18 protein-coding genes, 1 tRNA gene and 1 riboswitch are annotated in these 24,176 nt (G+C 67.7%); of the genes, 15 read left to right on the top strand and 4 right to left on the bottom strand.

The window, feature by feature from the left end; genetic code table 11:
• The 4 genes from ACWDTP_RS23880 to metE form a co-directional block, all read left to right on the top strand.
• The coding region (locus ACWDTP_RS23880; RefSeq protein ID WP_450024339.1) for a hypothetical protein at positions 1–217 on the top strand (217 nt) is incomplete at its 5' end.
• Between the two features lie 209 nt (positions 218–426).
• Positions 427–960: a hypothetical protein gene (locus ACWDTP_RS23875; protein ID WP_450024337.1), complete on the top strand. Its 534-nt coding sequence runs from the start codon at positions 427–429 to the stop codon at positions 958–960.
• A gap of 2 nt (positions 961–962) precedes the next feature.
• Complete coding sequence (locus tag ACWDTP_RS23870) at positions 963–1,637, top strand: sensor domain-containing protein (RefSeq protein WP_450024335.1); 675 nt, start codon at positions 963–965, stop codon at positions 1,635–1,637.
• A gap of 84 nt (positions 1,638–1,721) precedes the next feature.
• A riboswitch (cobalamin riboswitch) is annotated at positions 1,722–1,902 on the top strand.
• A 148-nt stretch (positions 1,903–2,050) separates the two neighbouring features.
• Positions 2,051–4,333, top strand: a complete 2,283-nt coding sequence (gene metE, locus ACWDTP_RS23865) for a 5-methyltetrahydropteroyltriglutamate--homocysteine S-methyltransferase (protein ID WP_450024333.1) — start codon at positions 2,051–2,053, stop codon at positions 4,331–4,333.
• A gap of 69 nt (positions 4,334–4,402) precedes the next feature.
• On the opposite strand, the gene ACWDTP_RS23860 is transcribed toward metE, so the two are convergent.
• Complete coding sequence (locus tag ACWDTP_RS23860) at positions 4,403–5,836, bottom strand: short-chain fatty acyl-CoA regulator family protein (protein WP_450024331.1); 1,434 nt, start codon at positions 5,834–5,836, stop codon at positions 4,403–4,405.
• A 111-nt stretch (positions 5,837–5,947) separates the two neighbouring features.
• On the opposite strand from ACWDTP_RS23860, the gene prpD reads away from it, so the two are divergent.
• The 3 genes from prpD to ACWDTP_RS23845 are packed head-to-tail and all read left to right on the top strand — an operon-like array spanning position 5,948 to position 9,497.
• Entirely contained in the window at positions 5,948–7,453 is a 1,506-nt protein-coding gene (prpD, locus tag ACWDTP_RS23855; protein WP_450024329.1) for a 2-methylcitrate dehydratase PrpD, read from the top strand.
• Positions 7,450–8,367, top strand: a complete 918-nt coding sequence (gene prpB / locus ACWDTP_RS23850; RefSeq protein WP_450024327.1) for a methylisocitrate lyase — start codon at positions 7,450–7,452, stop codon at positions 8,365–8,367. The genes prpD and prpB overlap by 4 nt, the downstream gene beginning before the upstream one ends.
• The gene (locus ACWDTP_RS23845; RefSeq protein WP_450024325.1) at positions 8,364–9,497 is read left to right on the top strand and encodes a bifunctional 2-methylcitrate synthase/citrate synthase; all 1,134 of its coding nucleotides are present in this window, start codon (positions 8,364–8,366) and stop codon (positions 9,495–9,497) included. The genes prpB and ACWDTP_RS23845 overlap by 4 nt, the downstream gene beginning before the upstream one ends.
• Before the next feature lie 8 nt (positions 9,498–9,505).
• Here the strand turns inward: ACWDTP_RS23845 and ACWDTP_RS23840 are convergent, their stop codons facing one another.
• Positions 9,506–9,991 carry a DinB family protein gene (locus ACWDTP_RS23840; protein ID WP_450024323.1) on the bottom strand — a complete coding sequence of 162 codons (486 nt, stop codon included), beginning with the start codon at positions 9,989–9,991 and terminating at the stop codon, positions 9,506–9,508.
• Positions 9,992–10,001: 10 nt separating this feature from the next.
• Complete coding sequence (locus ACWDTP_RS23835; protein ID WP_450024321.1) at positions 10,002–10,628, bottom strand: TetR/AcrR family transcriptional regulator; 627 nt, start codon at positions 10,626–10,628, stop codon at positions 10,002–10,004.
• An 88-nt stretch (positions 10,629–10,716) separates the two neighbouring features.
• On the opposite strand from ACWDTP_RS23835, the gene ACWDTP_RS23830 reads away from it, so the two are divergent.
• Complete coding sequence (locus ACWDTP_RS23830; protein WP_450024319.1) at positions 10,717–11,382, top strand: peroxiredoxin-like family protein; 666 nt, start codon at positions 10,717–10,719, stop codon at positions 11,380–11,382.
• A 53-nt stretch (positions 11,383–11,435) separates the two neighbouring features.
• Here ACWDTP_RS23830 and ACWDTP_RS23825 read toward each other — a convergent pair.
• A tRNA-Arg gene (locus ACWDTP_RS23825) sits at positions 11,436–11,508 on the bottom strand.
• Between the two features lie 136 nt (positions 11,509–11,644).
• Here ACWDTP_RS23825 and ACWDTP_RS23820 point away from each other — a divergent pair.
• The 7 genes from ACWDTP_RS23820 to ACWDTP_RS23790 all read left to right on the top strand — a co-directional run.
• Complete coding sequence (locus ACWDTP_RS23820; RefSeq protein ID WP_450024317.1) at positions 11,645–13,126, top strand: wax ester/triacylglycerol synthase family O-acyltransferase; 1,482 nt, start codon at positions 11,645–11,647, stop codon at positions 13,124–13,126.
• Between the two features lie 29 nt (positions 13,127–13,155).
• Positions 13,156–14,730: an HAD-IB family hydrolase gene (locus ACWDTP_RS23815; protein ID WP_450024341.1), complete on the top strand. Its 1,575-nt coding sequence runs from the start codon at positions 13,156–13,158 to the stop codon at positions 14,728–14,730.
• On the top strand, positions 14,727–17,090 hold the full coding sequence (locus tag ACWDTP_RS23810) for a glycerol-3-phosphate 1-O-acyltransferase (protein WP_450024315.1): 2,364 nt from the start codon (positions 14,727–14,729) through the stop codon (positions 17,088–17,090). The genes ACWDTP_RS23815 and ACWDTP_RS23810 overlap by 4 nt, the downstream gene beginning before the upstream one ends.
• 64 nt (positions 17,091–17,154) lie before the next feature.
• Positions 17,155–19,176 (top strand): cytochrome c oxidase assembly protein, encoded by a 2,022-nt coding sequence (locus tag ACWDTP_RS23805; protein WP_450024313.1) that lies wholly within the window; start codon positions 17,155–17,157, stop codon positions 19,174–19,176.
• A 144-nt stretch (positions 19,177–19,320) separates the two neighbouring features.
• Positions 19,321–19,833: a single-stranded DNA-binding protein gene (locus tag ACWDTP_RS23800; RefSeq protein ID WP_450024312.1), complete on the top strand. Its 513-nt coding sequence runs from the start codon at positions 19,321–19,323 to the stop codon at positions 19,831–19,833.
• A gap of 107 nt (positions 19,834–19,940) precedes the next feature.
• Positions 19,941–21,614 (top strand): energy-dependent translational throttle protein EttA, encoded by a 1,674-nt coding sequence (gene ettA, locus ACWDTP_RS23795; protein WP_450024310.1) that lies wholly within the window; start codon positions 19,941–19,943, stop codon positions 21,612–21,614.
• Positions 21,615–21,712: 98 nt separating this feature from the next.
• Positions 21,713–24,176: NAD-glutamate dehydrogenase domain-containing protein (locus ACWDTP_RS23790; protein ID WP_450024308.1), on the top strand; the 2,464-nt coding region annotated here is incomplete at its 3' end.

The raw sequence follows: 24,176 nt of genomic DNA, 5'->3' as shown, positions 1-24,176 counted from the left end.
TGCAGCCAGGGTGGCAAAACGTTGCAACATGCGTGAACTTGCGCCTCTCGTGGTTCTGAGCCCGGGTGGCCCGACGTCGATGATCGGAGAACCAAAGGGGCCCAAGGAATCTGTCGCGACGAATCATGGACGGGTCGGGTTTCGCGACGGTAAACAACGCGCCAACACGTCGCGCAACATTGCTGTCCGGTCGACTCTTGAAGAAGGCTGTGAGTGATCTGATAATTGCCTGCGCAACAACGTAATACGCGGTTGTGACGCAGGTCTTATGCCGACATCCAATCGACCGCAGGCAGAATCGGGGCGTTGGTCGTCCGTTCATCGTTCGGACACCCGGCCCGCAGACGGTATGAGGGCAAAGTCGCCGAGGTGTAATGCCTTTCGCCGATGCGGCCGCACTGCGGGCCGTGCACCGCCAACCGAGTGATGGAGGAATCGTTGAGGTCGTCCAAGGCGTGCGAGCGGGGGATTGCCGCACTGCTCATCGCATTCAGCATCGGATTGGCCGCGATGCCCGTCGCAGCCGCCGATCCGGAAGATCCCATGCCGAGTGCTCCCGGTGTTCCGGGGCTTGCCGAGCCGGGAGTGCCTGCGGTAACTGCGTGTTCGGCCTTCGCCGATGCCCTGGACTCGGCGTCGACGTTCTACGGCGACTTCGCCGATTCCATCGAAGGGGTGGAACGTCCCGACTACGGCGACCCGACCATCAGCACCACCAACACCAGTGGCCGTACCGCGCTGCGCGAGGCCGCCGCGTCGGCGATGAGCGCGGCCGGTACACCTGGACTTTCGCCGGACATCGCCAACCCGATGCGCTCGTGGTCCGTCGGTGCCACCAAGCTGCTTCTCAAGATGGGGCTGCGCACCGGTGGACAGTCGCTCAATGACACGGCCACCCGGCTCAACAACGACGCGAACAACGCGCAGATGGCCTGCGCCGCTGCAGGAACCCACGCCTGACTGTGATCCGTCACGCGATTTCATTGCTCGTGTTGGTACTGCTGGCAACCAGCTGTGCCGGCAATGGCGACCCGGCCAACGGCCCGCCGAAGGATGTTCCGAAGTCGGCGCTTGCGGGGCTGCTGCTCAGCGCCGATCAGATCGACACCGTGATGGGCGCCGAGGGGATGACGGCGCACCGGCCCGTCACCGAGATGGGCGATCATCGTGACCTGCTGCCCAACCTGAACTGTCTGGGTGCCTGGCAGGTCGACGAGTCCGCCATCTACGGCAGGGACTGGGCGGCCATGCGTCAGGTGCTGCTGCGGGCGCCGGACAACGATGACTGGGACGACCTGGTGGTCCAGTCGGTGGTCATCTTCGCGTCCACGCGGGATGCCCGGGATTTCCTCGACGAGTCGGCAGATCGCTGGTCCAAGTGCACCAATCACCATGTCAACATCACCCTCAACGGTCGACCCCTGCCCAGGTGGACCAGCGGAGACCTCACCAGGACGAGTTCCGAGCTCACCTTGCCGTTCAGCCGGGTGAACGGGGACCAGACCCGGGCCTGCCAGCGTGCGCTGGCCGTCGCCGCCAATCTCGTGATGGATGTTCAGGCTTGTAAACCCGAGGGTTCGGCTGTCACGCAGGCCGCCGATGTGGTGGACCGGATCATGGTCGCGATGCCGCGCTGAGCCGTGCTGTCGTTGCGGCCGGGCGGGTAGTGTGAGCGACGCAGCTGGTTTGTCGGCGCAGGCTCAGGCCGGTGCCGACACCGAGCGCCGCACGCTGATCCAGGTGCGGCGCGAGAGGGAACCCGGTGGGAATCCGGGACTGTCCCGCAGCGGTAAGCAGGAACGACCGCCGTCATCAGCACTGGCACGCAGGTAACTGCGGCTGGGAAGCGACGGCCACTAGGTGCACGGATCGCCGTGCGGGCCTGCGAGTCCGAAGACCTGCCAGCCGTACCGGACGCGCCGCGTCCGGTGGTTCATCGCCTCGCGGAATAGGCAGTGGCCGAAGCGGTGTACCCGTGGCGGGTTTACACGTGTTCGGCTCGACGTCTCCGGGCGGTGGCCATCCTGCGAGCACGTTGAAGGACCTCGTCATGAACGCAACCGCTGTACCGTTCACCGCCACCATTCTCGGTTCCCCGCGCATCGGGCCCAATCGCGAACTCAAGCGAGCCGTCGAAAGATACTGGGCCGGCCGCACCGACCGCGCCGAGTTGGAAGCCATTGCCGCCACGTTGCGCCGCGACACCTGGGAATCGCTCGTCGCGGCCGGACTGGACTCGGTCCCAGTCAACACCTTCTCGTATTACGACCAGGTTCTCGACACTGCCGTGCTGCTGGGTGCACTCCCACCGCGGGTAGCCGCGATCACCGATGACCTGGACCGCTATTTCGCCGCCGCCCGCGGTGGCGCCTACGGTGGCGAAGAGATTGTTCCGCTGGAGATGACCAAGTGGTTCGACACCAACTACCACTACATCGTGCCCGAGATCGGTGCAGATACCCACTTCGGGCTTAATCCGGCCAAAGTGCTCGGTGAGGTGGAAGAGGCTGCCGCCCAGGGTATTCCCGCGCGTCCGGTGATCGTCGGACCGATCACCTTCCTGGCGCTGTCCAAGACGGTGGACGGTACCGAGCCGATCGGGCGCCTCGGGGAACTCGTGGCCGTCTATGCCGAACTGCTGGAGCTGCTCTCCGACAAGGGCGTGGACTGGGTCCAGATCGACGAACCGGTATTGGTGACCGACATGCTCGACAACGCCGCCGAGCTGGCCGAGCAGACCTACCGCCGGCTCGCGGACCTGACCAGGCGGCCGGCCATCTTCGTCGCCACCTACTTCGGTGAGCTCACCGATGCACTGCCCGTGTTGGCCCGCACCCCGGTCGAGGCCATCGGCATCGATCTGGTCGCCGGAGGTGTTTCCGCGGTGGCCACGGCGCCGGAGCTGGCCGGCAAGCTGGTGGTGGCCGGCGTGGTCGACGGCCGCAACATCTGGCGCACCGATCTGCAGGCCGCGCTCGCCACCTTGGCCACCCTGCTGGGACCTGCCGGCACGGTGGCGGTATCGACGTCGTGCTCGACCCTGCACGTGCCCTACACCCTCGACGCCGAGGATGGTGTGGATCCGGCGCTGCGGAGTTGGCTGGCATTCGGCTCCGAAAAGGTCGGTGAGGTGGCCGCCCTGGCGCGTGCCCTCGCGCACGGTCGCGAGGCCATTTCGGCCGAGATCGCGGCGTCCAACGAGGCCATCGCGTCCCGCAAGGCCGATCCGCGCCTCGACAACGCCGACATCCGCGCGCGCATCTCCGCCATCGTGGCCGCGGGCGTCAACCGCGGCCCCGCCGACCGGCGTCGGGCCGTACAGCAGGACCGGCTCAACCTGCCTGCCCTGCCGACCACCACGATCGGGTCCTACCCGCAGACGACCGCCATTCGCGTGGCCCGCGCCGATCTGCGGGCCGGCAAGATCGACCGGGCCGAGTACGAAGCCCGGATGAAGGCCGAGATCGCCGCGGTGATCGAACTGCAGCAGCGGTTGGGCCTCGACGTGCTGGTGCACGGTGAACCCGAGCGCAACGACATGGTGCAGTACTTCGCCGAACAACTCGACGGGTTCTTCGCGACGCAGAACGGTTGGGTGCAGTCCTACGGCAGCCGCTGCGTACGCCCGCCGATCCTCTACGGCGACGTCGCACGGTCGAAACCCATGACGGTGCAATGGATCACCTATGCACAGTCGCTGACCGAGAAGCCGGTCAAGGGCATGCTGACCGGGCCGGTCACGATCCTGGCGTGGTCGTTCGTCCGCGACGACCAGCCGCTGGCCGATACCGCCGCCCAGGTGGCGCTCGCGATCCGGGACGAGACCGTGGATCTGGAGTCGGCGGGTGTCGCGATCATCCAGGTCGACGAGCCCGCCCTGCGCGAGCTGCTACCGCTGCGAACCAGGGACAAGGAGGCGTACCTGCGCTGGGCCGTCGATGCGTTCCGGCTGTCCACCTCAGGGGTCGCTGACTCGACGCAGATCCACACCCACCTGTGCTACTCGGAGTTCGGCGAGGTGATCGGGGCGATCGCCGATCTGGATGCCGACGTGACGTCGATCGAGGCGGCCCGCTCGCACATGGAGGTGCTCGGCGATCTGAACGAGGCCGGGTTCGCCAACAGTGTCGGCCCTGGCGTCTACGACATTCACTCACCGCGGGTGCCGGGTGTGCAGGAAATCGCCGCCTCTTTGCGGGAGGCGCTGAAAGCTGTTCCTGCTGAGCGGCTCTGGGTGAATCCCGACTGCGGTCTGAAGACCAGGAACACCGCGGAGGTGACCGAATCGCTCAAGCACCTGGTGGCAGCGGCCGCGGAGGTGCGCGCCGGCTGAACTGGCGAGCGTGGGCCTCATGCACGCGTTGCGGCGAATTTGCGTGCATGAGGCCCACGCTCGGCACAGTCAGCGGTCGGCGGGCTGACCTGCCGGCGAATAAGGCAGGCTGCTGCTGGTCTGCGGGTCGACCTGGACCGGCTTGCCCACGTACGGGAACGCCCGTTGAGGGCAGGCCGGCCGGTCGCAGACTCGGCAACCCGCACCGATCGGCACGACGGCCTCGGGATCGGTCAGATCGATGCCTACCGAATAGACGAGCTTGTCGGCGTGGGCCAGGTCGCAGCCCAGGCCGATGGCAAAGCTTTTGGGGGTCCCCAGGTATCGGCTCGGTGCCGTGTCCGCCGTCTTGGCGATCCAGAAGTAGCTGCGGCCGTCGGGCATCTGGGCCACCTGCGTCAGGAATTCGCCCGGGCGCGCCGATGCATGGTGCACCACCCACAGCGGGCAGTTCCCGCCGACCCGTGAGAAGTGAAAAGCCGTGGCAGACTGCCGTTTCGAGATGTTTCCCGCGCTATCGGTGCGCACGAAGATGAACGGGATGCCGCGCGCGTCCGGTCGCTGCAAGGTCGACAGGCGATGACACACCGTTTCGAATCCGACCTCGAATCGCCGGGCGAGTTGGTCGATGTCGTACCGCAGGTCTTCCGCGGCGGCCAGAAACGTCCGGTAGGGAAGCAGTAGCGCGCCGGCGAAGTAGTTCGCCAAGCCAATTCGGGCCACCCCCTTCGCCTCTGAGCTCAAACGGGCGTCGGTCGCGACGATGGCGTCGATCAGATCGGCGTGTGACAGCAGGGCGATCTGGGTGGCCAGCTGGAACGCGCGTCGTCCGGGTAGCAGCCACCGCGCCACGTGAAGGGTGCGGACCTCGGCGTGGTAGCGCCGTTTCACGTTGGCGCCGAGGACGTCACCGTCGTCGACGACCACCGTGACACCGAACTCGGCGGACAACAGACCGGCCAGTTGGACATCGAGCCCGCCGAGCTGTAAGCCGTGGCGGCCGAACAGCTCCTCGGCCGCCCGGTCGAGTGCGTCGATGTAGTTGCGGCGGTCGTAGAAGAAGTCACGGACCTCTTCGAACGGCATGGGCTGTTGGGTGCCGGTCTGCACGTTCAGGCTCGCACGATCGTGCACGGCCTCCAATTCTGCCGTCGCATCGTGTAACCGCCGGTGCAGGTTCACCATGGCCTGGCCGACCTCGGGCATGCGGGCGACGAGTTCTTCGATCTGCGCATTGGTGGCGGGACCGTCGGTGAGGATCTCACGCAGATCGGACACCAGCCGGGCGTCTGCGTCCGGCGCGAAGTAGTGCGTCGGCAGGTCGAAGCGGTCCGACAATGCCAGCAGCACCGGGACGGTGATCGGGCGCTGGTCGTTCTCCAGTTGGTTGACGTAGCTGGTCGACAGCCCCAGGGCGCGCGCCAGCGCGACCTGGGTCAGGCCTCGCTCGTCTCGTAAGCGCCTCAGGCGGGCACCCGCGAATGTCTTTGCCACCGCTCCCAAGACTACCTCATCGAGCATCCACAATATTCGCAAAAGTCTTCGCTGAAGGACGCAAAATTATGCATTTACAGGCTCTTTCGCGGGGAATTCGGTCTGCGTACCGTGCGAAATATGCGTGAACATGAGGTGAGAACACGGCGTAGCGCCGACGATTTTCCGCGGACCGAACACCTGGCGTGGAAGATCGCCGAGGTCGCGGCGGACCCGGTGGCGGTGCCGTCCGAGACCGAGGCGATGGTGATCAACCGGATCATCGACAACGCTGCGGTGTCGGCCGCATCGGTGATCCGCCGTCCCGTCACCGTGGCTCGGGCCCAGGCGCAGGCGCATAAGACCCGGCGGGGCGCCGCGGTGTTCGGCGTCGACGATACGGTCTCGGCCGAGTGGGCAGCCTGGGCCAACGGGGTGGCCGTGCGCGAGTTGGACTTTCACGACACCTTCCTCGCCGCCGAATACTCTCATCCCGGCGACAACATCCCGGCGCTGGTGGCGGTGGCCCAACACCTCGGCGTCCGCGGATCCGACCTGATCCGCGGTATCGCCACCGCGTACGAAGTCCAGGTCGACCTGGCCAAGGGAATCTGCCTGCACCGGCACAAGATCGACCACGTCGCGCACCTCGGTCCGTCGGTCGCCGCCGGCCTGGGCACCATGCTGCGGCTGGACCCCGAGACGATCTACGCCGCAATCGGCCAGGCGCTGCACCTGACCACCGCGACGCGTCAGTCCCGCAAGGGGCGGATCTCCAGCTGGAAGGCATTTGCGCCGGCATGGGCGGGCAAGGTCGCCATCGAGGCCGTGGACCGGGCGATGCGCGGCGAGGGGGCGCCCGCGCCGATCTGGGAGGGCGAGGACGGCGTGATCGCCTGGCTGCTGTCCGGCCCCGAGCACACGTACCACGTTCCGCTGCCCGCTCGGGGTGAACCCAAGCGGGCCATCCTGGACACCTACACCAAGGAGCATTCGGCCGAGTACCAGAGCCAGGCGCCCATCGACCTGGCCCGGCGGATGCGGGGGCGTATCGGTGATCTGGACCAGATCGCCAGTATCACGCTGCACACCAGCCACCACACACATGTGGTGATCGGCACCGGGTCCAACGATCCGCAGAAGTTCGATCCCGACGCCTCGCGGGAAACGCTCGATCACTCGGTGATGTACATCTTCGCCGTCGCCCTGCAGGACGGCGCCTGGCACCATGAACGGTCTTACGCGCCGGAGCGGGCACACCGGGCCGACACCGTCGAACTCTGGCGGAAGGTCGCCACGGTCGAGGATCCGGAGTGGACGCGGCGGTACCACTCGAACGACCCGGCCGAGAAAGCGTTCGGAGCCAAAGCCGTGGTGACCCTCAAGAGCGGCGAGACCATCGTCGACGAGCTCGCCGTCGCCGATGCGCATCCGTTGGGGGCGCGGCCGTTCGAGCGTGAACAATACGTCGCCAAGTTCGCCGAACTGGCCGACGGTGTCGTGGAATCCGAAGAGCAGCAACGGTTCCTGAGTGTAGTCGAGAACGTCTCGATGGCCAAGGCCGGCGGGCTCGCCACGCTCAACGTCCGGGTGGCCCCGCGGGTGTTGGACAAGGCGCCGACCGTGCCGTCGGGGATCTTCCAATGAGCGGGTTGCTCGGCTCCGAGGTCCCGGTCTCGGAGAAGCGCCGGACGTTCCGTCGCGGGTTGGAATCCGGCCGGCTCCTGCGCTTTCCGGGGGCGTTCTCCCCGCTGGTCGCCAAACTCGTCGCCGAGATCGGCTTCGACGGCGTCTACGTCTCGGGTGCGGTCCTGTCGGCCGACCTGGGTCTGCCTGACATCGGGTTGACGACGCTGACCGAGGTGACGGCCCGCGGAGCCCAGATCGCCTCGGCTACCGACCTTCCGACGTTCATCGACGCCGACACCGGCTTCGGGGAACCCATGAGCGCGGCCCGCACCGTGACACTGCTCGAAGACGCGGGGCTGGCCGGGCTGCACCTGGAAGACCAGGTGAACCCGAAGCGGTGCGGACACCTCGACGGCAAGGCCGTGGTGGAGACCGCCGAGATGGTCAAGCGGCTGCGTGCTGCCGTCTCGGCACGGCGGGATCCCAACTTCATCATCTGCGCCCGTACGGATGCCGCGGGGATCGAGGGGATCGCCGCGGCGATCGACCGGGCCAAGGCCTACGCCGACGCCGGTGCGGACCTGATCTTCACCGAGGCTCTGTACACCCCGGCGGATTTCGAACAGTTCCGGGCCGCGGTCGACGTTCCGCTACTGGCCAACATGACAGAGTTCGGAAAGTCCGAACTGCTCACGGCCCAGCAGTTGTCCGAGATCGGCTACAACATGGTGATCTACCCGGTGACCACGCTGCGCCTGGCGATGCATGCCGTCGAGGTGGGACTGCGTGAAATCTCCTCGACAGGAACACAATCCGGGATTCTGGATCAGATGCAGCACCGAAGCAGGCTGTATGAACTCTTGCGTTACAACGACTACAACCAGTTCGACTCGGATATCTACAATTTTTCGCTGCAAGGGGCGACACGATGACCGTCACCGCGAACGACACAGTCTCACCGAGCATCCACAAAGGACTGGCGGGCGTGGTGGTCGACACCACCGCCGTCTCCAAGGTAGTCCCGGAAACCAACTCACTGACCTACCGCGGTTACGCCGTCCAGGATCTGGCCGCGCACTGCAGCTTCGAGCAGGTCGCGTATCTGCTGTGGCACGGCGAACTGCCCACCGATCAGGAGCTGGCACTGTTCTCCCAGCGTGAGCGGGCGTCGCGCCGTATCGATCGGTCGATGCAGTCACTACTGGCCAAGATCCCCGACACCTGCCATCCGATGGACGTGGTCCGCACGGCGATCAGCTACCTGGGCGCCGAAGACCCCGAGGAGGACGACAGCGCCCCCACGGCCAACCTCGCCAAGTCGCTGCGGATGTTCGCGGTCCTGCCCACCATCGTCGCTGCCGACATGCGCCGGCGCCGGGGGCTGGAACCGATTGCCCCGCATAGCCACATGAGTTATTCGGAGAACTTCCTGAACATGTGCTTCGGTGAGGTACCGGACCCGGTGATCGTCAAGGCTTTCGAGCAGTCGATGGTCCTCTACGCCGAGCACAGTTTCAACGCGTCCACGTTCGCGGCACGCGTAGTCACCTCGACGCAGTCCGACATCTACTCCGCGGTGACGGCGGCGATCGGCGCGCTCAAGGGCTCATTGCACGGCGGCGCCAACGAGGCGGTCATGCACGACATGCTCGAGATCGGCAGCGCCGAGAATGCCGCGGAGTGGTTGCACGGCAAAATGTCCCGCAAGGACAAGGTGATGGGTTTCGGGCACCGGGTGTACAAAAATGGCGATTCCCGGGTGCCCGCCATGAAAGCTGCCCTGCAGCGGGTGGCCGCGGTGCGCGACGGGCAACGATGGCTGGACATCTATGACCGCCTGGAGCAGAACATGCTCGCCGCCACCGGGATCAAGCCCAACCTGGACTTCCCGACCGGGCCGGCCTACCACCTGATGGGCTTCGACATCCCCAGCTTCACACCGCTTTTCGTGATGAGCCGGATCACCGGTTGGACGGCCCACATCATGGAACAGGCGGCATCCAACGCCCTCATCCGGCCGCTGAGCGAGTACCGCGGCCGTCCGCAGCGCACCCTGGCGTAGGTGCCGGGTCAGCGGCCGGTGGAGCCGTCGATGAGTTCGCGCAGGATGTCCATATGCCCGGCGTGGCGTCCGATCTCCTCGATCATGTGCGTGAGCGCCCAGCGCATCGACGGCGACTTGCCGTTGCGGGTCGGCCGTTGACACGGCGAGCCGAGATCGACGCAGGCGGCGATCGTGGTGTTGGCCGCGGCGGTGACCCGTCGGTACTCGGTCGTCAGCGCCGGTACGGTGCTGCTGTCGGCGGCGTGGAAGGTCGCGGGCCAGTCGGGGACGTCGTCGCCCAGAAAGGTGAACCGCTCGACATTGATCAGGTGATTGAGCAACCCGAGCAGATTGGTCCCCGACGGCACGCCGGGGTGACGGACCTGCGGTTCGGGTGCACCGTGCGCCTTAGCGATCACCGACTCGCGGAGGTAGTCGAGAAACCCGAGGAGAACTTCACGCTCGCTACCGCCGGTTGCGGGCGGTGGCATGTCCCGTCGTCGCCGTGCCATGGCGACGACCCTAGTGCCGTCGACCGCCGGCGTGCAGCGGCCGCGACGGTGTGAAGGACGCGATGTGGTCGATCATCGCGTCCAGCGTCGTCCGCAGCGGTTCGACGTCGCGCAGGGTCTGGGCCATCAGCAGACCGCCCTGCAGCGTCGTCAACAGTGCCGTCGCCAGCCCGTCGACGTCGGCGACGTCGGCGAGCTCACCGCGGTCCCGCATCGCGGCCAGCCCGGCGCGGATGGCCGCTTGCCAGCGGCGATACCCCGCGGCGACATCTTCCCGTGCGGCACTGTCGCTTTCGGCGAGCTCACTGGCGAGCGACCCGAGCGGGCACCCACCGCGGCAGCCGTTGGATCGTTGGTACTCGACGATCACATCGGCCCACGCGCGCAACGCGTCGAGATCGTCGAGCCGCGCGAGCATCGCTTCCTGAATTCTGAGGATGGTGGCGGTCTGATACTCGATGACCGCGCGGGTGAGCGCGCCTTTGTCGTCGAAGTAGTGGTAGATCTGCGACGCGCTGACGCCTGCGGCGGCGCGAACGTCCTCGGTGCTGGTTCCCGAGACCCCGCGGGCGTGCATCAACGCGGCGGCCTGGGACACGATGCGGTCCCTGGTGGCCCGGCCCTTCGGGGTGAACATCCACCGACGCTATCAATTTTGGAGTTGACAATCCAAAAAATCTGCCGTTTTGTGGAATGAATAATCCAATCTGCAGGGAGGCGCACGCATGACAACGCACACTCGGACGATCGGCGAACAGTCGCGGGACGCCGCGACCGCAGCGGCCGCGAACCTGCCGGCCGAGGTCGTGGCTGCATTCACGACCGAGCAGGCGGCTTTGACGGCGCGCGGCGTGCCGGAGGGCGTGGCCTCGCCCGGGGACGTCATGCCCGACGGGAAGCTGCTCGATGCGCACGGCGCCCCGACTTCGCTGGAGCAATTGCGCGACGGCGGGCCCGCGGTGGTGGTGTTCTACCGCGGAGCCTGGTGCCCGTACTGCAATATCGCGTTGCGCACCTACCAGGGCGAGTTGGTGCCGGCGCTGCGTGAACGCGGCTTCGCGCTGATCGCGGTGAGCCCGCAGAAGCCCGACGGATCGCTGAGCGCCGCCGAGACCAACGAGTTGACCTACGCGGTCGCCTCCGACCCGGGCAACCAGATCGCCGCCGGGTTGGGCATCCTCCACGGCCCGTCTCCGGATTCGATTGCCGCACAGATCAAGTTGGGACTCGACCTCACCGAGGTGAACGCCGATGGTCGCACCACGCTGCCGATGCCAACGGTTGTCGTCGTCGACGCCGCCGGCGTCGTCAGGTGGATCGACGTGCACCCGGACTACACGACCCGCAGCGAGGTGGCCGATATCCTGGCCGCCGTCGACGGGACCCGGTGACTCGCTGTCGGACAACCGATTCCTCGTCCCGGCGCCCACTCGTCCCCAAGAAGCGCCCCCGGCAGGGATCGAACCTGCGACCAACCGCTTAGAAGGCGGCTGCTCTATCCGCTGAGCTACGGAGGCAGCGCTCGAAGAGTCTATCGTGCCGGTGCCGGCCACCGGTCGGGTGTGACACCCGGCAAAGCCGCCCCGTGGTCCTCGGCGGCAGACTAGCGTGGACGCTGCACTCGGTCGCCGGTGAGGGGAGAGGGACCACGTTATGAGCAGCGAAGTGCCGGAGTCGGACGCGGCCGGGTTGCCCGAGGAACTGAGTGCGGTCGATCAGCTGTTGCACCGCGGGGAGGCCAATCCCCGTACCCGCTCCGGCATCATGGGCGTCGAGATCCTCGACACCACGCCGAACTGGGACCGGTTTCGGGCCCGCTTCGACAACGCCTCCCGGAAGGTGCTGCGGCTGCGCCAGAAGGTCGTGATGCCGACACTGCCCACCGCCGCGCCGCGGTGGGTGATCGATCCGGATTTCACCCTGGATTACCACGTGCGCCGGGTCCGCGTTCCCCAGCCTGGCACGGTGCGCGAGGTGCTCGACCTCGCCGAGGTGGCGCTGCAGTCGCCGATGGACATCACCCGCCCGCTGTGGAGTGCGACGCTGGTGGAAGGACTGGCCGACGGCCGCGCCGCCACCATCCTGCACCTGAGCCACGCGGTGACCGACGGCGTCGGCAGCGTCGAGATGTTCGCCAACATCTATGACCTCGAACGCGATCCCGGGCCGGACCCACAGGCGCCGTTGCCGATCCCGCAGGACCTCTCGCCCAACGATCTGATGCGCCAGGGCATCAACCGGCTGCCCGGCTCGATCGTCGGTGGTGTACTCGGCGTACTCGGCGGTGCGGCCCGGGTGGCCACCAGGGCGGTGCGCGATCCGGTGTCGGCGGTGGGCGGGGTGGTGGATTACGCGAAGTCGGGAGCCCGGGTGATGAGCCCGGCCGCCGACCCGTCGCCGTTGTTGCGCCGCCGCAGCCTGTCGTCGCGCAGCGAGGCGATCGACATCCCGTTCGGCGACCTGCATCGCGCCGCCAAGGCAGCCGAAGGCTCCATCAACGATGCTTACCTGGCCGGACTGTGCGGTGCCCTGCGGATCTATCACGAGGCGAAGGGCATCCCGGTACAAACCCTGCCGATGGCGGTGCCGGTGAATCTGCGCGCCCAGGACGATCCGGCCGGCGGTAACCGCTTCGCCGGGGTCAATCTCGCCGCACCCGTCGCCATCGCCGATCCCGCGGCCCGGATCAAAGCCGTCCGATCGCAGATGACCAGCAAACGACAGGAGCGGGCCATCGACGTCGTCGGCGCGGTCGCTCCGGTGCTCAGCCTGCTGCCCGACACCTTCCTGGAATCGGTCGCCGGGTCGGTGGTGAACTCCGACGTGCAGGCCAGCAATGTGCCGGTGTACCCGGGGGACACCTACATCGCCGGCGCGAAGATTCTGCGGCACTACGGGCTGGGTCCGCTGCCTGGGGTGGCGATGATGGCGGTGCTCATCTCCCGGTCCGGCCATATCACCGTCACCGTCCGCTACGACCGGGCCGCCGTCACCGACGACCGGCTCTTCGCGCGTTGCCTGCGGGACGGCTTCGACGAGGTGCTCGCCCTCGGGGGTGACGCACGCTGCACCCCGGCCTCGTTCAGTGTCGATGCGCCTGCCGGAGAATCATCGAACGGGGGTGGTGCGCAGTGACTTCGACAGGTAAGGGCAATCCGCCGCAGATGCGGCTTCCCGGCACCTTGGCCGAGATCGAGGCGAGTCCGGAGGGGCCCGAGATCGGCGCCTTCTTCGACCTCGACGGCACCCTGGTGGCCGGCTTCACCGGGGTGATCATGACCCAGGACCGGCTGCGCCGCGGCCAGATGGGGGTCGGTGAGTTCATCGGGATGGTGCAGGCCGGCCTGAACCACCAGTTGGGCCGGTCGGAGTTCGAGAGCCTGATCGGCAGGGGTGCCCGGATGCTGCGCGGGAACTCGCTCAGCGACCTCGACGAACTGGGGGAGCGGCTGTTCCTCCAGTACGTCCAGGGCCGGATCTACCCCGAGATGCGGGCGATGGTGCGGGCCCATATGGCCAGGGGCCACACCGTGGTGCTGAGCTCCTCGGCGCTGACGGTGCAGGTTGAGCCGGTCGCCCGGTTCCTGGGCATCGACAATGTGCTCAGCAACAAGTTCGAGACCGACGACGACGGTCTGATCACCGGCGAGGTGCAGACACCGATCATCTGGGGCCCTGGGAAAGCCCGTGCCGTGCAGGCATTCTCGGCCGATAACAAGATCGATCTGGCCAAGAGTTACTTCTATGCCGACGGCGACGAGGACGTCGCGCTGATGTACGTGGTCGGCAATCCGCGGCCGACGAACCCGGCGGGAAAATTGGCCGCCGTGGCCGCCAAACGTGGCTGGCCGATCCTGAAGTTCAGCAGCCGCAGCGGTGGCAGCCCGATCTCGCAGCTGCGGACGGTGGCGGGGGTGGCATCGCTGATGCCGGTGGCCGCGGGTGCGATCGGCTGGGGCCTGCTCAACCGCAATCGGCGCAGCGGGGTCAACTTCTTCACCTCGACCTGGAGCCGCGTTCTGCTGGCGGCCACCGGTATCAGCCTCAACGTGCTGGGCGAGGAGAACCTCACCGCCCAGCGGCCCGCCGTGTTCATCTTCAACCATCGCAACCAGGCCGACCCGGTCATTGCGGGGGCCTTGGTGCGCGACAACTTCACCAGCGTGGGCAAGAAGGAACTCGCCAACGATCCGTTGGTGGGCACGCTGGGGCGGGTGATGGACGCGGCGTTCATCGACCGCGACGATCCGCAGAAGGCCGTCGAGAGCCTGCGCAAGGTGGAAGACCTTGCCCGCAAGGGTTTGTCGATCCTGGTCGCTCCCGAGGGCACCCGGCTGGACACCACCGAGGTCGGCCCGTTCAAGAAGGGGCCGTTCCGGATCGCGATGGCCGCGGGTGTCCCGATCGTCCCGATCGTTATCCGCAACGCCGAGGTGATCGCCGCGCGCGATTCCAGCACGTTCAACCCCGGAACCGTTGACGTGGCGGTCTACCCGCCGATTCCGGTGCACGACTGGACCACCGAGGACCTACCGGATCGGATCGCCGCGATCCGCCAGCTCTACCTCGACACCCTCAAATCGTGGCCGCACGACACCCTGCCGGAGTTCGCATTCGACGAGCCGCCGAAGCCGGCCGCCAAGGCGCCCAAGAAGGCGGCAAGGAAGGCTCCCGCGAAAGCCGCAGGGACCAAACCCGATCCGGGCGCCCGCCGCGGCACCGCGAGGGGCAGGCCGTGACCGATTCCACCGACCACTTCGCCAGCTTCACCACCTCCGACGACGCGCTGGTGCTGGCATCGGTGTCCTCGGCCGCCGAGCTGGACCTGCTCAACGACTGGCTCAAGGCGCAGCGCCGCGACCATCCCGAATCCAGGGTCGAGGTGCTGCAACTGCCCGCGGCCGACGAGCCCGCACCGGGGGTGCTCGCCCGACTGGTCGAGGAACTGGAGGCCGACGAGGACAGGCAGGTGGTGCCGGTGCGGGTGTTCTGGGTGCCGGCCGGGCTGCCCACCCGGCTGAAGGTGATGGCGCTGATCTCCGATCGCGACACCTATCGGCCACCGGAGCTCCTGCAACGACGGATCCTGCGCAAAGATCCGTCCCGGGCCAGGGTGGTGGCCGGTGAACCGGCCAAGGTCTCCGAGCTGCGCCAGCAGTGGAGCGAGACCACCGTCGCCGAGAACCCCAGGGAATTCGCCCATTTCGTGCTCCGCCGGGCGATCCTGGCGATCGAGCGGGTGGAGCTCCGGCTGCTCGGCCCCGAATACAAGTCGCCCCGTCTGGTCAAGCCGGAGATGCTGGCGTCGGTGCGGTTTCGCGAGGGGCTGGAGAAGATCCCCGGCGCGACCGTGGACACGGCCGGCGAGATGCTCGACGAACTTTCGACGGGGTGGAGCCGATTCTCCGTCGACCTCATCCCGACCCTGGGCCGCGCCATCTTCAGCCGCGGGTTCGACCCCCGGATCGACTACGACCGCGGCGAGATCGAGACGATGCGCCACGCGCTGGAGATGCATCCGGCCGTCCTGCTGTTCTCGCACCGGTCCTACCTGGACGGCGTGATCGTCCCGGTGGCGATGCAGGAGAACCGGCTACCGCCCGTGCACACCTTCGCCGGGATCAACCTGTCCTTCGGTCTGATGGGTCCGCTGTTCCGGCACTCCGGGGTCATCTTCATCCGGCGCAAACTCGACGATCCGCTCTACAAGTACGTGCTGCGCCAGTACGTCGGCTACATCGTGGAGAAACGGTTCAACCTGAACTGGTCGATCGAGGGCACCCGGTCGCGGACCGGAAAGATGTTGCCGCCCAAGCTCGGACTGCTGTCCTACGTCGCCGACGCCTACCTCGACGGCCGCAGCGAAGACATTCTGCTGCAGCCGGTGTCGATCAGCTTCGATCAGCTGCACGAGACCGCCGAATACGCGGCCTACGCCCGCGGCGGCGAGAAGACCCCCGAGGGGCTTGGCTGGCTCTACAACTTCATCAAGGCGCAGGGTGACCGTAACTACGGCAAGATCTATGTCCGTTTCCCCGAAGCGGTTTCGATGCGCCAATACCTCGGCGAACCCCACGGGCCGATGGTCGACGACGATGCGGCCAAACGGCTCGCCATGCAGAAGATGGCGTTCGAGGTGGCCTGGCGGATCCTGCGGGTCACGCCGGTCAACGCCACCGGCCTGGTATCGGCACTGCTGCTGGCCACCGGCGGCCAGGCGCTGACTCTCGACCAGCTGCACCACACGCTGCAGGACTCCCTGGACTACCTGGAGCGCAAGGACACCCCGATGACCAACAGCGCGCTGCGGCTGCGCACGCCCGAGGGCGTGCGGTCGGCGGTGGACGCACTGTCCAACCGTCATCCGGTGACCGTGGTGGACAGCGGGCGAGAACCGGTCTGGAGGATCGCACCCGAGGATGAACTGGAAGCGGCGTTCTACCGCAACTCGCTGATCCACGCCTTCCTGGAGACCTCGATCGTCGAACTGGCGCTCGCACATGCCGCGCACGCCGAAGGCGACCCGCTGCAAGCCTTTTGGATGCAGGTTCCGCGCCTTCGCGACCTGCTCAAGTTCGATTTCTACTTCGCGGATTCGGAGACGTTCCACGACAACGTCGCCGAGGAGATGTCGTGGCACGTCGGCACCGGGGCAGCCGGAGAATGGCAGTCACAGGTCGAGGCGGGCGGTGAGTCGATACGCGGGCTGCTGCGGGCCAAGCGCCCCCTGATCGCCGGCGCCATGCTGCGCCCGTTCTTCGAGGCGTACGGGATCGTCGCCGACGTGCTGCGCGACGCCCCGCCCGAGATCGCCGAGAAGGATCTCACCAAACGTGCCCTCGGCGTCGGACGCCAGTACGTCGCGCAAGGCCGGGTGCGCAGCAACGAGTCGGTGTCGGCACTGCTGTTCGTCACCGCCCGGCAGGTGGCCGCCGATCAGGATCTGCTGCGGCCCGGCCGGGATCTCGCCGCGCGCCGGGTCGCCTTCCGCGACGAGCTGCGTGCCATCCTCGCCGATATGGATACGGTCGAGACGATCGCGCGCGAGCAGTTCGTCGCCAGGGAAGCCGAGCACCGCGGTCTCGGCGGGCCCCGGTAGCACTGGGCCCCGGTAGCACTGGCGCGCGCGGCGGCGGCGGATCGGCACGCCATACGCTGTGACCATGACATCTGCCGGTCCTGCGACCTCCGACGTGCGCAGCAGCGCGGTGTGGCCCGTGCTGGCCGGTGTCGGTCTGCTGGCCGGGGCCGTCGCGGCAGGCATCGGTGCGTTGTCGCTGGCCGACGCACTGACCGCCACCGGCCTGCCCGATCCGGGGCCGGTGACGACGTACGGTCTGCCGTTCGTGCGCGCCGCCGGTGAGATCGCGGCCGTCGTCGCCGTCGGATCGTTCCTGTTCGCGGCGTTCCTGGTGCCTCCGCAGGCCGGCGGCGTGCTCGATGTCGCCGGCTACCGCGCGCTGCGGCTGGGTTCGGCGGCGTCGGCGGTGTGGACGGTCTGTGCCGCGCTGCTGGTTCCGCTGACCATCTCCGACGTGTCCGGTCAACCGGTCGCCGACCACCTCAGCCCGGTCGAGATCTGGTCGGTGGCCAGCCTGGTCGACATCGCCGGAGCGTGGCGCTGGACGGCCATCCTGGCCGCGGCGGTGACGATCGCCAGCCTGCCGGTGCTGCGGTGGGGCTGGACACCGGTGCTGCTCGCCGGGTCGCTGCTGACGCTGGTGCCCTTGGCGTTGACCGGGCATTCGTCGGCCGGCGGCGCCCACGATCTGGCCACCAACAGCCTGTTCATCCATCTGATGGCCGGGGCGCTGTGGGCAGGCGGCCTGATGGCCCTGCTGGTCCATGCCCTGCGGCGGGGCGACCACGGCGAGAACACGGCGCTGGCGGCGCGCCGGTTCTCGGCCCTGGCCCTGTGGTGCTTCGTCGCGATGGGGGTCAGCGGCGTCCTCAACGCACTGGTGCGGATGCGGATCTCCGACCTGTTCACCACCTCCTACGGCTGGCTGGTGGTGGGCAAGATGGTCGCGCTGACGGCGCTCGGTGTCCTGGGCTGGGCCCAGCGCCGCCGCGGGCTGGCGCGGCTGGCGGCCGATCCGGCCGCGAGCGGCGCGCTGATCCGGCTCGCCGTGACCGAGGCGGCGCTGTTCGGCGTGACGTTCGGTATCGCCGTCGGGTTGGGGCGCACCCCGCCGCCACCGGAGCGGGTGCAGCCCAGTGCCACCGAGGTGGCGATCGGCTACGACTTCTCCGGGCCGCCGACCGTCACCCGGCTCCTGTTCGACTGGCGCTTCGACCTGCTGCTCGGCACCGCATCGATCGTGGCCGCCGTGGTCTATCTGGCCGCGGTGCGCAGGTTGCGCCGGCGCGGCGACGCCTGGCCGGTCGGGCGCACGGTCGCCTGGTTGCTGGGCTGCGCGACGCTGCTGGTGACCACCTCGTCGGGGGTCGGCCGGTACATGCCCGCCATGTTCAGCATGCACATGGCCGCGCACATGTTGTTGTCGATGCTGGTCCCGGTGCTGCTGGTGCTCGGCGCACCGGTGACCCTGGCGTTGCGGGCGCTGCCCGCCGCGGGCCGTGGGGCGCCCCCGGGCCCGCGGGAATGGCTGCTGACCGCCCTGCACTCGCGGCTGTCGCGGGTTCTGACCAATCCGATCGTGGCCACCGTCGTCTTCGTCGGCGGCTTCTACGGGCTGTATCTGGGCGGCATCTTCGACGCCGCGGTCAGCACCCACGCCGCACACGTGCTGATGAACGTGCACTTCCTGATCTCGGGGTACCTGTTCTACTGGGTGGTGATCGGCATCGACCCGACCCCACGCCCGATCCCGCACCTGGCCAAGATCGGCATGGTGTTCGCCTCGCTGCCGCTGCACGCGTTCTTCGGCGTGGTGATGATGGGCACACAGACCATCCTCGGCGAATCCTTCTACCGCTCCCTGCAACTGACCTGGCACACCGACCTGATGGGCGATCAGCGGCTGGGTGGCGGTATCGCCTGGGCCGCAGGCGAAGTCCCGCTGGTCATCGTGATGCTGGCGTTGCTGATCCAGTGGCGCCGCAGTGATCAGCGCACGGCCAAGCGGCTCGACCGGGCCGCCGACCGCGATGACGACGCCGACCTGGCCGCCTACAACAACATGCTGGCCGAATTGGCGCGTCGCGACGAACCGTCGCGCTAGCGCCTCATCCCCAACCTGCGATTCATCCCCAGGCCGGCGCTCCGGGCGGCCCGGCGCCCCGCCGATGTCGGCGCGTCGGCGGTCAATGAGGGTGGCCCCGGCATCAGGCGCCGGGCGACAACCAAAGCGAAGGGGACATCAGACATGTTCGAAACACCGTTCACCGTGGTCGGCACCATCGTCACCCATCCGGTCCGGCTGCGATTCGGGGACCAGGAGCTGTTCAAATTCCGGGTGGCCAGCAACTCGCGGCGGCGTAGCCCGGCCGGCACCTGGGAGCCGGGCAACTCGCTGTACGTGACGGTCAACTGCTGGGGCAACCTGGCCACCGGCGTCAGCGCCTCGCTGGGCCGGGGTGACGGGGTTGTCGTCGCCGGGCACGTCTACACCAGCGAATACGAGGACAAGGAAGGGATCCGTCGGTCGTCGGTGGAGGTCAGGGCGACCGCGGTCGGGCCCGACCTGTCGCGGTGCATCGCCAAGATCGAGCCGTTGCCCAAGCCGGGAGCGTCGCGCCAGGATCCGGCCGCCCCGGACCGGCAGTCCGACGATCTGGCCGGGCCTGCCGACGACGGTGCCGACAACCCGGATGGTGATCCGGACGACGAGCTGGTCGAAGGACAGCCCGAAACACAGGGGCTGCCACTGGCGGTTTAGCCGGTTCGGGCCACGCCTAGGATGGGCCGCGGGAAATGGGGCTTGTCGCGTCCACGCGCAAGCGGACATGAGACGACCCTGAGAGCTTCAGAAAGGCACACCACGGCATGGCCGAATTCATCTACACGATGCGGAAGGTCCGCAAGGCGCACGGCGACAAGGTGATTCTTGACGACGTCACCCTGAATTTCCTTCCGGGCGCGAAGATCGGCGTCGTCGGTCCCAACGGGGCCGGTAAGTCGAGCGTCTTGCGGATCATGGCCGGGCTCGATCAGGCCAACAACGGCGACGCGTTCCTGGCGCCCGGCGCCACGGTCGGCATCCTGATGCAGGAGCCGCAGCTCGACGAGACCAAGACGGTCCGCGAGAACGTCGAGGACGGCGTGGCGATCAAGGCCAAGCTCAACCGGTACAACGAGGTCGCCGAGCTGATGGCCACCGACTACACCGACGCGCTGATGGAGGAGATGGGCAAGCTCCAGGAGGAGCTCGACGCCGCCGACGCCTGGGACATCGACAGCCAGCTCGAACAGGCCATGGACGCGCTGCGCTGCCCGCCGCCCGACGAGCCGGTCACCCACCTGTCCGGCGGTGAGAAGCGTCGGGTGGCGCTGTGCAAGCTGCTGCTGTCCAAGCCGGACCTGCTGCTGCTCGACGAACCGACCAACCACCTCGACGCCGAGAGCGTGCTGTGGCTCGAACAGCACCTCGCCGCCTACAAGGGGGCGATCCTGGCCGTCACGCACGACCGGTACTTCCTGGACAACGTCGCCGAATGGATCCTGGAGCTCGACCGCGGCCGCGCGTACCCCTATGAGGGCAACTACTCCACCTACCTGGAGAAGAAGGCCGAGCGGCTCGAGGTGCAGGGCAAGAAGGACCAGAAGCTGCAGCGGCGGCTCAAGGAGGAGCTGGCCTGGGTCCGTTCGGGCGCCAAGGCCCGGCAGGCCAAGAACAAGGCACGGTTGGGCCGCTACGAGGAGATGGTGGCCGAGGCGGAGAAGACCCGCAAGCTCGACTTCGAGGAGATCCAGATCCCGGCGCCGCCACGCCTTGGCAATGTGGTGGTCGAGGTCGAGCACCTCGACAAGGGCTTCGAGGGCCGCACCCTGATCAAGGACCTGTCGTTCACGCTCCCGCGCAACGGCATCGTCGGTGTGATCGGGCCCAACGGCGTGGGTAAGACGACGCTGTTCAAAACCATCGTCGGTCTCGAGGAGCCCGACAGCGGCACGGTCAAGGTGGGCGACACGGTCAAGCTGTCCTATGTCGACCAGACCCGTGCCGGCATCGACCCGAACAAGACCGTGTGGCAGGTGGTCTCCGACGGGCTGGACTTCATCGAGGTCGGCCAGAACGAGATCCCGTCCCGGGCCTACGTCTCGGCGTTCGGGTTCAAGGGACCCGATCAGCAGAAGCCGGCGGGGGTGCTCTCCGGTGGTGAACGCAACCGGCTGAACCTCGCGTTAACCCTCAAGGAGGGTGGCAACCTGATTCTGCTCGACGAGCCGACCAACGACCTCGATGTGGAGACGCTGTCCTCGCTGGAGAACGCGCTGGAGCAGTTCCCCGGATGCGCCGTGGTGATCAGCCACGACCGCTGGTTCCTAGACCGCACCTGCACGCACATCCTGGCGTGGGAGGGCGACGACGACAACGAGGCCAAGTGGTTCTGGTTCGAGGGGAACTTCGGGGCCTACGAGGACAACAAGATCGAGCGTCTCGGTGCCGAGGCGGCGCGGCCGCATCGGGTTACCCACCGGAGGCTGACTCGGGACTGACCCTTTATGGGTTGAAGCACAGCGGCCCGGGGGACGCTACTAATGTCGCGGTAACGCACCACTGCCGGTGCGAGGGCGTGAGTCAGGAGTGATCCAAGATGGCGGCGTATCCGGGCGCGGTTCCAGGACAGGCGATAAGCGAGCGGGAAGGCGGGGAGCCCGCACCCGATGTGCTCCACCGGCTCGCCGCCGCGTTCCGGTCCACCTACCGGCGTCCACAGGCCGATGCACCGGGCGCGGCGACGACCGGGCCGATGGCGATCGGCACACCCGATCGGGTTGTCACCGATGCCACGGTGGCGGCCCACTACCGGCTGGGCAGCCGGCGCGCACCGGGGGAGACCAAGGTCGCGGTGCACCCCGGTGACGACGAGACCGGTCCGGCGCTGCAGATCGTCACCGACCAGGCGCCGATGCTGGTCGACTCGGTGACGGTGCTGCTGCACCGCAACAGCGTCGCCTATACGGCCATCATGAACCCGGTCTTCCGGGTGCGACGCGGCGCCGACGGCGAACTGCTCGACATCCGCCCGGCCGCCGAGGCGGTCGGCGGGGAGGGCGTCGACGAGTGCTGGATCCTGGTCCCGGTGACCGCGGCGGCCGGTGGCGGCGCATTGTCGGAGGCGACCCGGCTGCTGCCGGGCATCCTCGCCGAAGCCCGCCAGATCGGGCTGGACAGCGGCGCGATGGTGGCCTCCCTGCACGGCCTGGCCAACGATCTGGCCACCGATGTCGAGGGGCATTTCCCGAACGCCGACCGCAAGGACGTCGCCGCGCTGCTGCGCTGGCTGTCCGACGGTCATTTCGTCGTGCTCGGCTATCAGCGGTGCACCGTCGCCGACGGTCACGCCTCGGTCGATCCGGCCAGCCGGCTCGGGGTGCTGCGACTGCGCGAGGACGTCCTGCCGCCGTTGACCGACCCCGACGATCTGCTGGTGCTGGCTCAGGCCACGATCCCGAGCTATGTGCGGTACGGGGCCTATCCGTACATCGTGGTGGTGCGGGAGACCGCAGGGGCACGGATCGTCGAACACCGGTTCGTCGGGCTGTTCACCGTGGCGGCGATGAACGCCAACGCGCTGGAGATCCCGTTGGTCGCACGGCGGGTCGAGGAGGCGCTGGCGATGGCGCACCGCGACCCCAGCCATCCCGGCCAGCTGCTGCGCGACATCATCCAGACCATCCCGCGGCCCGAGCTTTTCGCGCTGAGTTCCAAGCAACTGCTGGAGATGGCGCTGGCGGTGGTCGACCTCGGCTCGCGCCGCCGCACCCTGCTGTTCCTGCGGGCCGATCAGCTTGCGCATTTCGTCTCCTGCCTGGTGTATCTGCCGCGCGACCGCTACACCACCGCGGTGCGGCTGGAGATGCAGGACATCCTGGTCCGCGAACTCGGCGGGGACAGCATCGACTATTCGGCGCGGGTGAGTGAATCACCCTGGGCGGTTGTGCATTTCACGGTGCGCCTGCCCGACGGGTCACGTTCGCACCGGGTGGACACCTCGGCCGAGAACGAGGCCAGGATCCAGGACCTGCTGACCGATGCCACCCGCAACTGGGGTGACCGGATGTCGAGCGCGGCGGCCAAGGGCGGGCTCGACGCGGCGGCCGTCGAACATTACGCCGGCGCGTTCCCCGCCGACTACAAGCAGGCGGTGGCGCCGGCGAACGCGATCGCCGACATCGCGATCATCGAAGCGCTGCAGGACAATTCGGTTAAGCTGGTGTTCACCGGGGGCGGCGCCGACCATGGCGCCCAGCTCACCTGGTACCTGGGCGGGCAGACCGCGTCGCTGAGCGAACTGCTACCCATGCTGCAGTCGATGGGCGTGGTGGTGCTCGAGGAGCGGCCGTACACGGTGACCCGGGCCGACGGGCTGCGGGTCTGGATCTACCAGTTCAAGATCTCGCTGCACCGCAGCATTCCCGACGCGCCCGACGCCGCGGCCCGAGCCGCGACGGCCGAGCGGTTCGCCGATGCGGTGACCGCGATCTGGCACGGACGGGTCGAGATCGACCGGTTCAACGAGCTGGTCATGCGGGCCGGGTTGACCTGGCAGCAGGTGGCGATCCTGCGCACCTACGCCAAGTACCTGCGCCAGGCCGGCTTCCCCTACAGCCAGTCCCACATCGAGACGGTGCTCAACGACAACCCGGGTACCGCGCGGTCGCTGGTCGAGTTGTTCGAGGCGCTGTTCGACCCGACGGTCGACAATGCCGCCACCGGTACCGCCCAGGCCGCCGCCGCGGCCGTGGCCGCCGATATCGACGCACTGGTCAGCCTGGACACCGACCGGGTGCTGCGTGCCTTCGCCACCCTGATTCAGGCCACGCTGCGGACCAATTACTTTGTCAAGAACCCGGATTCGGCACGGGCGCGCAACCTGCTGGCAATCAAGCTGAATCCCGTTCTGATCAACGAACTTCCCTTGCCGCGGCCGAAATTCGAGATCTTCGTCTACTCGCCACGGGTCGAAGGTGTGCACCTGCGATTCGGCTTCGTGGCGCGCGGCGGGCTGCGGTGGTCGGACCGCCGTGAGGATTTCCGCACCGAGATCCTGGGCC

Source organism: Mycobacterium sp. NPDC003449 (assembly GCF_053588415.1).
This window is presented reverse-complemented; position numbering and strand designations above follow the sequence as displayed.